The 12,852-nt window shown below is 73.7% G+C and carries 11 protein-coding genes, 1 pseudogene and 1 riboswitch; of the genes and pseudogenes, 4 read left to right on the forward strand and 8 right to left on the reverse strand.

The genetic code is table 11. The features are described 5' to 3' along the window. The first annotated feature begins 15 nt into the window (after positions 1-15). The gene (locus ACH414_RS23515) at positions 16-1,329 is read left to right on the forward strand and encodes a glycosyltransferase 87 family protein (RefSeq protein ID WP_382540512.1); all 1,314 of its coding nucleotides are present in this window, start codon (positions 16-18) and stop codon (positions 1,327-1,329) included. On the opposite strand, the gene ACH414_RS23520 is transcribed toward ACH414_RS23515, so the two are convergent. After that, entirely contained in the window at positions 1,287-2,636 is a 1,350-nt protein-coding gene (locus ACH414_RS23520; RefSeq protein WP_398943214.1) for an MATE family efflux transporter, read from the reverse strand. The genes ACH414_RS23515 and ACH414_RS23520 overlap by 43 nt on opposite strands. 120 nt (positions 2,637-2,756) lie before the next feature. Between ACH414_RS23520 and ACH414_RS23525 the strand changes: the two genes are divergently transcribed. Further along, the gene (locus tag ACH414_RS23525; RefSeq protein WP_398943215.1) at positions 2,757-3,317 is read left to right on the forward strand and encodes a PadR family transcriptional regulator; all 561 of its coding nucleotides are present in this window, start codon (positions 2,757-2,759) and stop codon (positions 3,315-3,317) included. Here ACH414_RS23525 and ACH414_RS23530 read toward each other — a convergent pair. The 5 genes from ACH414_RS23530 to ACH414_RS23550 all read right to left on the reverse strand — a co-directional run bounded on the left by ACH414_RS23530 (position 3,293) and on the right by ACH414_RS23550 (position 8,700). Further along, on the reverse strand, positions 3,293-4,507 hold the full coding sequence (locus tag ACH414_RS23530) for a hypothetical protein (protein ID WP_398943217.1): 1,215 nt from the start codon (positions 4,505-4,507) through the stop codon (positions 3,293-3,295). The two genes, ACH414_RS23525 and ACH414_RS23530, sit on opposite strands and share 25 nt — an antisense overlap. A 48-nt stretch (positions 4,508-4,555) precedes the next feature. Beyond that, positions 4,556-5,566 carry an NlpC/P60 family protein gene (locus ACH414_RS23535; RefSeq protein WP_382540524.1) on the reverse strand — a complete coding sequence of 337 codons (1,011 nt, stop codon included), beginning with the start codon at positions 5,564-5,566 and terminating at the stop codon, positions 4,556-4,558. 193 nt (positions 5,567-5,759) lie between these two features. Then, the gene (locus ACH414_RS23540) at positions 5,760-6,788 is read right to left on the reverse strand and encodes an NlpC/P60 family protein (protein ID WP_382540527.1); all 1,029 of its coding nucleotides are present in this window, start codon (positions 6,786-6,788) and stop codon (positions 5,760-5,762) included. A 256-nt stretch (positions 6,789-7,044) separates the two neighbouring features. Continuing rightward, complete coding sequence (locus ACH414_RS23545) at positions 7,045-8,409, reverse strand: NYN domain-containing protein (RefSeq protein ID WP_382540530.1); 1,365 nt, start codon at positions 8,407-8,409, stop codon at positions 7,045-7,047. Positions 8,410-8,457: 48 nt separating this feature from the next. Then, complete coding sequence (locus ACH414_RS23550) at positions 8,458-8,700, reverse strand: hypothetical protein (RefSeq protein WP_382540533.1); 243 nt, start codon at positions 8,698-8,700, stop codon at positions 8,458-8,460. 165 nt (positions 8,701-8,865) lie between these two features. Here ACH414_RS23550 and ACH414_RS23555 point away from each other — a divergent pair. Beyond that, positions 8,866-9,651 (forward strand): annotated as a pseudogene (locus ACH414_RS23555) (rhomboid family intramembrane serine protease). Then, positions 9,648-9,929 carry an Lrp/AsnC family transcriptional regulator gene (locus tag ACH414_RS23560; protein WP_382540536.1) on the forward strand — a complete coding sequence of 94 codons (282 nt, stop codon included), beginning with the start codon at positions 9,648-9,650 and terminating at the stop codon, positions 9,927-9,929. Before ACH414_RS23555 ends, ACH414_RS23560 begins: the two are co-directional and overlap by 4 nt. 74 nt (positions 9,930-10,003) lie before the next feature. On the opposite strand, the gene ACH414_RS23565 is transcribed toward ACH414_RS23560, so the two are convergent. Together ACH414_RS23565 and trpD are read right to left on the reverse strand one after the other, a co-directional pair. Continuing rightward, complete coding sequence (locus ACH414_RS23565) at positions 10,004-11,413, reverse strand: aminotransferase class V-fold PLP-dependent enzyme (RefSeq protein ID WP_386565143.1); 1,410 nt, start codon at positions 11,411-11,413, stop codon at positions 10,004-10,006. Positions 11,414-11,592: 179 nt separating this feature from the next. After that, positions 11,593-11,708: riboswitch (SAM riboswitch) on the reverse strand. A gap of 76 nt (positions 11,709-11,784) precedes the next feature. Continuing rightward, positions 11,785-12,849: an anthranilate phosphoribosyltransferase gene (trpD, locus tag ACH414_RS23570; protein ID WP_382540542.1), complete on the reverse strand. Its 1,065-nt coding sequence runs from the start codon at positions 12,847-12,849 to the stop codon at positions 11,785-11,787. Positions 12,850-12,852 lie beyond the last annotated feature (3 nt).

The following is a 12,852-nucleotide window of genomic DNA, read 5'->3' on the forward strand; positions in this document are numbered from 1 at the left end:
AGGAACAGGACAGGGATGACGGGCGCAGTGGGGACCCCGGCACAGGACGGCCTCGTACGCGGCGCGCTGGCGCGCGAGGTGGCGCGCGACGGCCTGCGACTGCCGATCGGCGTCTGGTCGCTCACCCGGATCCTGCTGTTGCTGTGCGTCTTCAAGGTCGTGGTGATCCCCGGCCCGGACGTGACGAGCGACGTCGAGCACATCTACCAGGGTTGGTACGAGGTCCTGAGGACCGGCACGTATCCGCTGGACGACGTCACCTGGCAGTACCCGCCGGCCGCCGCGCTGGCGATCCTCTCCCCCGCCCTGCTGCCCTTCCTCGGCTACTCGGCCGCCTTCTTCGTGCTGGCCCTGCTGTGCGACGCCCTCGTCTTCGGGCTGCTGGTGTACACGGGCCGGCGCCCGGGCCGCTCGATGCGCGGGGCCTGGCTGTGGCTGGCGGGTGTGGCGCTGCTCGGGCCGACCGCGTACGCGCGCTACGACCTGATGGTGACGGCGGTGGCCGTGGCGGGACTCCTCGCGGCGGTGCGCAGCCCCGCCGTGCTCGGCGCGCTCGCCGGTTTCGGGGCGATGCTGAAGGTCTGGCCCGCGCTGCTGCTCGCGGGCACCGCGCGCGGCCGGGCCACCCTGCGCTCCTGGCCGGCGGCGGCCGGCACGGCGGCCGGGGTGCTGCTGCTGTGTGTGCTCGCGGCGCCCGGGGCGCTCGCCTTCCTCGGCTTCCAGCGGGACCGGGGCACCGAGGTCGAGTCGCTGGGCGCGCTGGTCTTCCACGTCGCCGAGAACTTCGGCTGGCCGGGCGAGGCGCGGATGAACTACGGCTCGATCGAGTTCCTCGGCCCCGGGGTCGCCGCGGTGTCGACGGCGGCGATGGTCCTGTCGATCGCCGCCTTCGGCTGGCTCCTCGTGTGGCGGCTGCGGACCCGTCGCTTCTCGACGAGCACGACGGCGGACGCGGCCTTCGTGGCGGTGCTGCTGTTCACCACGACGAGCCGGGTGATCAGCCCGCAGTACATGATCTGGCTGGTGGGCCTGGCCGCGGTGTGCCTGGTCTACCGGGCGAGCCGGATGCGCCGGCCCGCGCATCTGGTGCTGTGGGCGACGGCGGTGACGCAGTTCGAGTTCCCGGTGTGGTTCTCGCACGTCTCGCACAGCGACCCGCTGGGCATCGCGCTGCTCCTGGTCCGCAACGGGCTGCTCGTCGCGGCCTGCTTCTCCGCCTGCCGGATCCTGTGGCGGCAGACGGTGACGGAGCCGCGCCTGACGCCGGTCGCGGTCCCGGTCCCGGCTCATCCGGAGCGCGAGAAGACGCCGGTCTCGGCCTCCTCCTGACGGTCCGCCCCGGCGTCGGGGCGGTGGGTGCGCCGGTGCAGCACCCCGAGCGCGGTGCACTGGCCCGCCGTCGCGAGCGCCATGGCCAGACAGACCCCGGCGAGACCGAGGGCCGCCGACAGGGCGTACGCGAGGGGGAGTTGCAGCAGGACGCCGGCGACGGTGATCCGGGCCAGCCGCGGTGAGCCCCCGCTGCCCTCGAAGACCCCGGCCAGGGCGATGAACCCGGCCATCAGCACCAGGTACGGCCCCAGGCAGCGCAGGAACAGCGCCCCGGCCGCGGCGACCTCCGGCTCCGCGCCGAAGCCGCGCATCACGGGTCCCGCGGCGAGGAGCAGCGCCAGGGCCGCGCCGGTGCCGAGGGCGGCGCCGAGCAGGAGGGCCTCGCGTCCGACCGCCCGGCGTTCCTCCCGGCCGGCGCCGAGCAGATGGGCGGTGTGGATGGAGGCCGCCTGCTTGACCGCGTAGAAGGCCATGGTGGCGACGTACATGGCCTTGGTGGCGATGCCGTAGGCGGCGATCTCGGTGACGCCGAGCCGGGCGACGGCGGAGACGAGGGCGAGGGCCCCGCCCATCCGGACGACGAAGTCGACGGACATGGGCAGCCCGGTGGCGGCGGTGCGGCGCAGGGCGGACAGGGTGCCGGCGGCGGGGCGGGTCGCGCGGGCGGCCCGCAGCACGGCGTTGCGGCGCAGGGCGAGCAGACCGACGGCGAGGGCGGCGGTGCGGCCGGCGAGCGTGGCGACGGCGGCGCCCTCCACCCCGTGGGCGTGGATCAGCAGCGGGTCCAGGACGAGGATCAGCCCGTTGGCGAGGAAGGCGAGCCGCATGGGGGTGCGGGTGTCGCCGGTGCCCTTGAGGACGCCGTCGAGGACGGTGGTGGCGAAGAAGACGCCCATGCCGGGCAGCGAGATCGCGAAGTAGGCGCTCGCGAGGGCGTGCGCCGGGTGGCCGGCCCCGCCCAGGAGCAGTGCGGCGAGCGGGTCGCGGAGCAGCAGGCCGCCGACCGCGACGGGCGGGACGAGCAGCGCGCCGAGGGCGGCGCCGCCGCGCACGGCCGAGCGCAGCGCCCCGGGGTCGTCGGCGCCTCTGGCCCGGGCGACCAGGACGGTGGTGCCGGAGGCGGCCATCAGGACGACGCCGAGGAGCAGGTTCTCGACGTTGGTGGCGACGGCGACGGCGGCGACGGCGTCCCCGCCGAGGCGGGCGACCCAGACCATGTTGATGATGCCGGCGGCGACTCCGGCGAGGAGTTCGAGGTAGACGGGTCCGGCGAGCCGGACGAGGGTACGGCGGTGCGTGCCCATGCGGGCGCCCCTTTCGGTGCGAGCGAGCGGATGCCGGCGCATCGAATACCTCGGATCGAGGTATCTCTAAAAGAGGTAGCATGGGCGACGGGGGCACGACAAGCGCGAAGGAGCAGACCGGTGCTGGAGCTGACGATCCTCGGCTTCCTCGACGAACGGCCGCTGCACGGCTACGAGCTCAAGGAGCGCATCCACGGCCTGAGCGGCCACGTCCGCCCGGTCAGCGACGGGGCGCTCTATCCGGCGATCAACCGTCTGGTGAAGAGCGGCCTGGTCGACAGCCGTACGGAACCGGGCGCGGGCGCGGCCCCGCGCCGCACCCTCTCGCTGACCGAGGCGGGCCGGGCCGAGCTCCTCGGCCGGCTGCGCTCCCCCAAGGACGTCGAGATCAGCGACGGCCAGCGCTTCTTCACCCTGCTCGCCTTCCTCGGCCGGCTCCCCGACCCCGCCGAGCAGGCCGTCGTGCTGCGCCGCCGGCTGGACTTCCTCACCACCCCGGCCAGCTTCTTCTACGCGGACGGCGCCCCGGTCCGCGTGGAGGAGGAGCCCGACCCCTTCCGCCGCGGGATGCTGCGGATCGCCCGCGCGACGGGCACGGAGGAGAAGGCCTGGCTCGCCGAGACCCTGGCGGAGCTGGACCGCGAGGCGGCGGCCCGTCAGGCGAGCCGCTCGGCCACGTAGCCGCGCCAGCTCGCCGTGAACTCCTCCGGGCTGGTGTCCAGGACGTCCTTCAGCGCCTTCTCCAGCGCGCCCTCGCGCTGCGGGTGGGCGCCGACCGCCCGGTAGAACGCGGTCAGTTTCGCCTCGCCCCAGCGGTCGGCGACCATCGCACATGCCAGCCAGCCGCCCTCGTAGGCGCGGGCCATCGCGTCCGCGTCGCCGCCGAAGGTGAAGTCCCTGTCGTCGGGCAGTGCGGCCGGTGCCCCGTCCGCGAGGACCGCGCGGCGCAGCTCGGGGGCGGCCTGGGCGGGGGTGCGGCCGGTGCCGCGGTAGGCGACCCAGTCGGCGAAGCCCTCGGAGAGCCAGACCGGGGTGGACGGGGTGGTCTGGGCCCGGGTCGCGACATGGGTGGTCTCGTGGGTGAGGACCAGCTGCCGGCCGAAGCCGCCGAGCACTCCGTACGCGTCCGGGTTGACGATGACCCGGTCGGCGGGGGCCGTCGGACCGCCGCCGGTCTCGCCGGTGGTGACGGCCGCGATGCCCCGGTAGGAGGCCGCCGGCGCGCCGAGCAGCCCGCCCATCGCCTCGACCGAGGCCGGCACCAGGACCACGATCCGGCCCGCCCAGTCCCCGTGCCAGGCCGCCCCCACCGCGGGCACCGCCCGGTCCGCCGCGTCCGCGATCTCGCGCAGCCGCTCGGGGCTCTGGCCCACGCCGAGGACGAGGCTGCGCCGACCGGTCACGGTGCGCACCTCGCCCTGCTGCCACAGCTGCTGCGGGGCGCCCTCGGCGGGCCGGTCGCCGGTGACGTACCAGCGGCCGTCGCGCTCGGCGAGCGACAGGACCCGCTCGCTGGTGGCGGGGCCCGAGTCGTAGCCCCGGATCCGGTAGCCGAGGCGGGCCTTCGCGGTGGCCCGGCCGCCGTCGGCCCGGTCGACGTCGGTGACCTGGTACTGCCAGCCGCCGAGCGGGATCTTCGCGAGCCGGTCGAACTCGGTGCGCGCGGCGGGCGCGAGCGCGGGGTCGAGGGCCGCGAGATAGCCGGCCTCGTCCCGGTCGAGCAGCGCCCGCGCGTGCCGGTCGAGCAGGCTCTGGATCTGCCCCGTCGCGGGGTCGGCCGGCGGCGGGGCCGTACAGCCGGTGAGCACCAGGAGGGCGGCCGCCAGGCACCCGGCCGCGCCGCGCGCCCTTCCACTCCCCTGACCTGCCACGCCCTCGATCGTACGGGGCGCCGGCCGAAGCGGGCCCCGGGCGGAGGCTCAGACCCTCGTCACCGTGACGTGGGACATCATGTTCACCGGGTCGTAGCGCACCCGCGCCCCGGGGTAGGGGGCGTGGATGACCTGCCCGTTGCCCGCGTAGATCGCCACATGGCTGGCGTCGCTGCGGTAGGTGACGAGGTCGCCGGGCTGCGCCTGCGAGAGCGGCACCCGGCGGCCCGCGTACCGCTGCGCGGAGGAGGTGCGGGGCAGCGCGATGCCGGCCTGCCGGTACGACCAGACCATCAGGCCCGAACAGTCGAAGGCGGAGGGGCCGGTGGCGCCCCAGACGTACGGCTTGCCGATGGCGCTGCGGGCGGCGATCACCGCGGCGGCGGCCCGGGAGGGGCCGAGGTCGGCGAGCGGCGGCAGCTCCTCGTCGAGGGCCTCGCGGCCGGAGCGGGAGGTGCGCTCGTAGTCGGCCCGCTCGTCGGCGGAGAGCGAGGCGAGCACCCGGCGGGCCTCGGCGAGCTTCCGCTCGACGGTGCGCTTGTGCCGGGCCACCTCGGTGCGGCTGCGCTCCAGTTCGGCGAGGGCCCGGCCGGCCTCGGTCCGTTCCTGGGCCAGCTCGCGCAGCTCGCGCCGGAGTTCGGCGAGGGCGGCGCCCTGGCGGGCGGTGACCCGGTCGAGCACGGTGGCCCGGTCGAGGTAGGTGTCCGGGTCGGAGGAGAGCAGCAGGGCGAGGGCCGGGTCGACGCCGCCGGAGCGGTACTGGGCGCCGGCGACCGAACCGAGCGCGCCGCGCATGCGGTTGACCCGCTCCTGGCCGCGGGCGAGGGCGTCCTGGGCCTGGGAGACGGTCCTGCGCAGCCGGTCGGCCTTCTCGTCGGCCTGGTTGTAGCCCTCGGTGGCCTTCTCGGCCTCCTCGAAGAGGCGGTCGACGGTCACCCGGGTGCTCTCGGGCGTGGCGCCCGGGTCGGCGTGCGCGGGGACGGCACCCAGGGCCGTGGCCGCGGTGGCCGCGGCTGCGGTGAGGACGGTGACCCTGGCGGGTCGTCGGTGGGACGCCACGAATCGCGCTCCGTTCGGCTCGACGGACTGGCGCGGCAGACAGTAGCCGGTGATCACCCCGCCTCCAACGAAGCCGCCGGGCACACAAAGTGACGCCCCGCCGGAGACCACAGGTCACCGGCGGGGCGTCACGTCAGTCCGGGATCCGACAAACCACCCGTTCGGAGGGCGGGTCGGGAGCGTGGACGTCGCGTCAGATGCGCACGCCGTACATGAAGCTGCCGAGGTAGTCCATCGACTCGTAGCGGACCACCGCGCCGGGCTTCGGGGCGTGCAGGACGGTGTTGTTGCCCGCGTAGAGGCCCACGTGCGCCAGGTTGTTGAAGAAGACCAGGTCGCCCGGCTTCAGCTGGCTGCGGCCGATCTTCACGCCGTCGGCCTGCTGGGTGTAGGTGGTGCGGCTGATGCGGACCCCGGCCTGGCGGTACGACCACTGGGTCAGGCCCGAGCAGTCGAAGGAGTTGGGGCCCTCGGCACCGGAGACGTACGGCATGCCGAGCCGGGTCGCGGCGGCGTTGAGGGCGGCGGCGCCGCGCTGCGAGGCGGGCACCTCGTTGCCGAGGTTGACGCGCTCGCCGGCGGCGCGGCTGGCGCGCTGCTCGTCCTGCTGGATCCTGGCGCGCTCGGCGGCGGTCAGGGTGTTGAGCAGCTTGCGGGCCTCGGCGAGCTTGCCCTGGTACTTCTTCTTCTTCTCGCCGAGCGTCTTGCGGACGTCCTCGAGGTCGGCGAGCTTGGTCGCCGCCTCGGTGCGCTGCTGCGCGAGGGTCCGCTGCTTGGCCTGGATCGACTGCAGCACGTCGGCCTGCTTGGCGCCGAGCTGGTCGATCGCGGACGCCTTGTCGAGGTAGGTGTCCGGGTCGGAGGAGAGGAAGAGCTGGAGCGCCGGGTCGATGCCGCCGGAGCGGTACTGGGCGCTGGCGACCGAACCGATCTGGTCGCGGAGGGTGTTGAGCTCCTGCTGACCGCGGGCCACCTTGTCCTGGAGGCCGCTGATCTCCTTCTGGAGCTTGCCGCGGCGCTCTTCGGCGAGGTTGTACTGCTCGGTGGCCTCTTCGGCCTCGTGGTTGAGCTTGTCGACCTTGGACTTGACCTCGTCGATCTTCGGCTTGGGAGCGGCGGTGGCGCCGGTCTGGGCGGAGATCGCGACGGCGAGGCCGGCGGTCGCGGTGAGCACGGTCACACGGGTGCGGCTCGGCTGCTTGGGACGACGGTGGGACGCCACGAAGGCGAGCTCCTTCTTCCTTCAGCCGCCGACCGGGCGAGCGGCAGGCGGGACCCTCGCCGCCATCCCCGATGGATGATCAACCGCGCGAAGGTTCGAGCCCCGACCCTAGTGACCATCTTGTGATCAGTTCAAATCCCGATAGGCAAAATCTCGCTCGCGCGACAAAGTATTCACAGCCATCACACGGGCAGTAGCGGTCACTTGACCCTGCGCGGACCACAAAAGGGACATCCCGCTCAGTGGTGACGACTCATCACGAGAGTCGCGAAAGCCGCTTCAGCAACAAGGCGGACGCGACCGGCCGCGCGCCGGACTTGGCGACCCCGTCGGCCACCTCGCGGTCGGTGGAGACCACCACGACCGGGCGGCCCGGCGGCTCGGCCCGCACCAGCTGACGGATCAACTCGTCGGCGGTGACACCGGGCTTGGAGAAGAGCACCCGCACCCCGCGCGGCGGCGCCAGGAGCACCGGCGCGGCGAGCTCGGCCCCGTCGAAGACACAGGTGATCTCGGCGCCCGAGCGGGCCGCGAGGGCGGACAGACCGCCGAGCAGCCGCAGCCGCTGCTTCTCCAGCGGCATCGTCGGATAGCCGGTCTTGGTGACGTTGTAGCCGTCCACCACCAGGTGCGCCTGCGGCAGTTCGAGCAGCTGGTCCAGGAGCGCCGGGTCGGTCTCGGAGAGCGCGCGCGCCGCGATGTCCTTCGGCGACATCCGGCCCGGCTCCACCGCGTCCACGGTGTCCGCGGGGTGCATCGACACCGGGGGCAGGGCCAGTTCGCGGCGCAGCCCCTGGGCCGCGTCGAGCACGGTGTCCAGGAGCAGCCGCAGCCGCATGTCCTCCACCGAGCGGCCCTCGCGGGCGGCGCGGCGGCTGGCCTCCAGGGCCGCCTCCACCTCGCCGAGCCGGGCCTTGAGCCGGCGGGACTCGCTCTCGGCGGCAGAGACCTGGGCGGCGGCCTCGGACCGTGCGGTGTCGATCTCGGCCTGGGCGCGCCGCAGCGCCGCCTCGCCGCGCTTCACGTCGCTCTGGGCGCTGCGCAGCTTGCGGTGAAGCGATTCGGCTTCCTTGCGGGCGGCCTCCAGCTCGTGGCGCAGCTGTTCGGTCTCGGCCCGGGTGCGTTCCCTCGCGCCCGCGACCTCCTCGCGCAGCCGCTCCAGTTCGCGCCGGCTCGCCTCGTCGGCGCGCTCGGCGTCGGCGCGCTCGGCCTCCTCGCCGGCGGCGGCGACGAGCTTGTGCCAGCCGGCCGGGCGCAGCACATAGGCGGCCGCGGCCACGTCGACCGGGTCGGCGGCGGCGGGCGGGGCACCGGACTCGACGGCGCCGGCCAGCTCGGGCTGCGCCTCCTTGAAGCGCTCGCCGATCCGCTGCCGGAAGAGCGGGTCGCTCTCCAGGGCGGCCGCCATCGCGTTCCCCGCGAACTTGGCGCGCCGGGAGGCGGTGAAGCGGGCGTACTGGCGCAGCGGGGCGGGCAGCTCGCCGACGGTCAGCCCGCCGAAGGCGTCCGCGACCAGCGCGACCACCTTGCGCCGTACGGGTTCGGGCAGCGGGCGGTCGAGCGCCTCGGCAGCGTCGTCCGCCGAGCCCGTCGGCTCATCACCGTGCGCGGGCTGCTCCACGATCCGTCACCCCACTTCCCTGTCGTCGTCGCCCTCCCGGGCCGCTTCTCAGGAAGCGGAACCCGGCCTGTCCACCAGTTCGATCTGGTCCACCGCGTTGCACCAGCGGCAGCGGACCGACTCGATGGTCTCACTGACCACCTCGCGCTCCTCGACCTTGGCCTCTCCGGCGAGGTCCAGATGGACGTACTCGACGACCTTGGAGGAGCGCGTGACGTCGAAGCGGGTCAGATTGCCGCAGAGCGTGCAGCGCCAGCGGGTCTCCGGGGTCGGCAGGGGAACCGTCGTCATCGTGCCGTCCTCTTTCTGGGCTTTCCCTGGAATTCCGGGGGTGTACGGGACCGCGGTGCGCCGTCGGACTGCGGAAGTCTGCCCGTAACCCTACGGCCTCCCGGGTACCCCGTGTCACGGCGAGGCACTCTGTCCAGTTCGACCCCGGTACGCCATGATCTGTCCATGATCGACTGGCGGGGCGTCGCCCGCGGCGCGTGGCAGGAAGCCCGGAACGGGCCCACCGTGACGTACGGCCTCATCGCGCTGTGCGTTCTGCTCTTCGCCGTGAGCCCGGTCTCCGGCCTCAACCCGGGATACGGCACGGGCGAGAAGCTGCTCGCGGCGCAGGGCGCGTACTTCGAGCGCTGGGGCGTCGTCCCGGCCGAGCTGACGAGCGGGGAGCCACGGGCCCTGCTGACCCCGCTGACCGCGCTCTTCGTCCACGGCAGCTGGCTGCACCTGCTGGGGAACATGCTGTTCCTGTACGTCTTCGGGGCGATGGCCGAGGAGCGGATGGGGCCGGCCGAGTTCGCCCTGTTCTATCTGGGCTGCGGCTATCTGGCGCTGTCGGGGTACGCGGCGGCGCACGCGGACAGCGCGCAGACCCTGGTGGGGGCGTCGGGGGCGATCTCGGGGGTGCTCGGGGCCTTCCTCTGTCTCTTCCCGCGCTCCCGGGTGACCAGCCTCTTCCCGTTCCTCTTCTTCCTGCCGCTGCGCTTCCCGGCCTGGATCGTGCTGGTCTTCTGGTTCGTGCTGCAGTGGCTGGCGGCCCGCACGGCCGGGGCGGGGCCGGGGGTGGCCTATCTGGCGCACGTGATCGGGTTCGCGATCGGGTTCGTCTACGCGTGGGGCCGGTACAGAGGGAGAAGGGGGGCTCGCGCGGCGCTTCCTTAGAGGGTGGTGGTGGACGACGGGCGGGCTACAGTGAAGCCACCAACCGCGGCCACCGAGGGAGAAAGCCAGCCGTGATCACCGCGATCGTGCTCATCAAGACCAGCGTGGACCGGATCCCCGAGATCGCCGAGGCGATCGCCGCGATCGACTCCGTCAGCGAGGTCTTCTCGGTGACCGGGACGTACGACCTGATCGCCATGGTCCGGGTGCCGCGCCACGACGACCTGGCCGACATCATCCCCGGCCGGATCAGCAAGATCCCCGGCGTCGAGGGCACCGACACCCATGTCGCCTTCCGCGCCTACTCCCAGCACGACCTGGACGCGGCCTTCGCGATCGGCCTGGAGTCCTGACGCGGCAGCGCGCACGGTGAAGCCGGCCTCTCCCCGCGGGGAGAGGCCGGCTTCACTCGTACGGGGGAGGAACCTCAGCCGCGGTCCGGCACGCAGCGGCCGTCCTCGGTGCGGTACTTCCACTGGGCGCCCTCGCGCACCAGCTGCTTCACCGCGCCCACGAACCGCTCCACGTGCTCGTCGGGGGTGCCCGCGCCGAAGCTGACGCGGATCGCGTTGAGGGACCGCTCGCCCGGCGCCGCCTCCGGGGCGCCGCACTCGCCCGGGTCCTGCGGGTCGCTGCCGAGCAGGGTGCGCACCAGCGGGTGGGCGCAGAACAGGCCGTCGCGGACGCCGATGCCGTACTCGGCGGAGAGCGCGGCGGCGAAGTGGGAGCTGTTCCAGCCGTCCACGACGAAGGAGATGACGCCGACCCGGGGGGCGTCGTCGCCGAAGAGCGAGAGCACCCGCACCTCGGGCACCTCGGCCAGGCCCTCGCGGACCTTGGCGATCAGGTGCTGCTCGCGGGCGACGAGCCGGTCGAAACCGGCCTCGGTGAGCGCCTTGCAGGCGGAGGCGATGGAGTAGACGCCGATGACGTTGGGCGAGCCGGCCTCGTGCCGGGCCGCGGTGGTGTGCCACTCCACGTCCACCCCGCCGTCGGCCCGGCGGGCCACCGTGCGGGAGGCGCCGCCGCCCGCGAGGTACGGCTCGGACTCCTGCAGCCAGTCGGCGCGGCCGGCGAGGACTCCGGAGCCGAAGGGCGCGTACAGCTTGTGCCCGGAGAAGGCGACCCAGTCGACGTCCAACTCGCTTACGGAGACGGGGTGGTGGGGGGCGAGCTGGGCGGCGTCGAGGACGATCCGGGCGCCGTGCGCGTGCGCGGCGGCGGCCAGCTCCCTGACCGGCCACAGCTCGCCCGTGACGTTGGAGGCACCGGTCACGCAGACCAGGGCGGGGCCGTAGGGGTCGCGGTCGGCGAGCGCCCGCTCCAGGGTCTCGACCGCCTGGCGCGGGGTGCGCGGGGCGTTGAGGTAGGTGACCCGGGCGTCGCGCCACGGAAGGAGCGAGGCGTGGTGCTCGGTCTCGAAGACGAAGACCTGGCAGTCGGCGGGGATCACCTGCGCCAGCAGGTTGAGCGAGTCGGTGGTGGAGCGGGTGAAGACCACCTGGTCGCCGGGGCGGCAGTCGAGGAACTCGGCGACGGTGGCCCGGCTGTTCTCGAAGAGGTCCGTGGAGAGCTGGGAGAGGTAGCCGGCGCCGCGGTGGACGCTGCCGTAGTACGGGGCGTAGGCGGCGACGTCGTCCCACACGCGCTGGAGGGCCGGGGCGCTGGCGGCGTAGTCGAGGGCCGCGTAGCTGACCTCGCCACCGGTGACGAGCGGGACGGTGACGTCCCGGCCGAGGACCGGCAGCGGGGCGGCGCAGCAGGGGTCGGCGGACTCACCGGTCTCGACGGAGACGGCGGAGGCGGTGGTGGCGGCGGCGTTCGGGCATGCGGACATGACGTATCTCCCGGCGGGAAAGAGAGCGCGAAAAGGCGTGAAAGGGCCCGCAGGGCAGCGCGAAGTGGGGTGCCGCATACGGGTGTTGATGGAGAAAGGGGCCGAAGGCCCTAGCGCATTCGCTTGCTCACGAGACACTGCTCCCTAGAGGACCAAGGACCCCAAGGTGTGTACGCAGGGGTCCGCGCTTGCCGCAGGCTTCTGCCGTACGACCTGGTCTTCACCCGGGGCACCCCGCCACGGACGGAGGGTTGCCGGACAGCCAGCCGGGGCTTCGAGGCTGTCGCTCATGACCTGGTACAGAAAGTAGTTCAGCTGATCGTCGACGCGCAACCCCGTCCGCATGCCGGGACGGGGTCGCGGGTCGCGGGTCAGCGGTTGGTGGCGGCGATCCACCGCTCCAGGGACCGCAGGGCCGCGCCGGAGTCGATCGACTCCGCGGCCTTCGCGATGCCTGCGGCCAGTTGCTCCGTCAGGGTGCCCGGGCCGGGGTCCAGGGCGGTGAGCGCCGCCGCCGCGTTGAGCAGCACCGCGTCCCGTACCGGTCCGGTCTCCCCCGCGAGCAGCCGGCGGGCGACGTCGGCGTTGTACGAGGCGTCGGCGCCGCGCAGCGCCTCCAGGGTGACGAGCTCGATGCCGACGTCCCGGGGATCGAAGCGCTCCTCGGTGACGCTGCCGTCCCTGACCACCCAGACCCGGGAGGTGGAGGTGGTGGTCAGCTCGTCCAGACCGTCGTCGCCGCGGAAGACCAGGGCGGAGTTGCCGCGCTCGGCGAAGACCCCGGCGACGACCGGCGCCATGCGCGGGTCGGCGACGCCGACCGCCTGGGAGCGCACCTTCGCCGGGTTGGTCAGCGGACCGAGGACGTTGAAGGTCGTCCGGATGCCCAGCTGGCCGCGGGCCGCGGCGACGTGCCGCAGCGAGGGGTGGAACTTGATCGCGAAGCAGAGGGTGATGCCCGCCTCGTCGGCGACCTCGGCGACCCGCTGCGGGCTCAGGTCGAGGTTGACGCCGAGCTTCTCCAGGACGTCGGAGGAGCCGGAGGCGGAGGACGCGGCGCGGTTGCCGTGCTTGACGACCTTGGCGCCCGTACCGGCGACCACGATCGACGCCATGGTGGAGATGTTCACCGTCTTGGCGCCGTCGCCGCCGGTGCCGACGATGTCGACGGTCCGCCCCGGCACCTCGATGACGTTGGCGTGCTCGTACATGGTCCGCACGAGGCCGGCGATCTCCTGCACCGTCTCGCCCTTGGCGCGCAGCGCCACCATGAAGCCGGCGATCTGGGCGTCGGTCGCCTCGCCGCTCATGATCAGGTCCATCGCCCAGGCCGTGTCGTCGGCGGAGAGGTCGTGGCCGTCGAGCAGACCGTTCAGCAGGACGGGCCAGGAGCGGCCCGCCGAGTCGAGTCCTCCAGCGGGGGTCGCAGCGCTCATGGC

This window comes from Streptomyces sp. NPDC020422 (assembly GCF_044386705.1).
Taxonomy (GTDB): domain Bacteria; phylum Actinomycetota; class Actinomycetes; order Streptomycetales; family Streptomycetaceae; genus Streptomyces.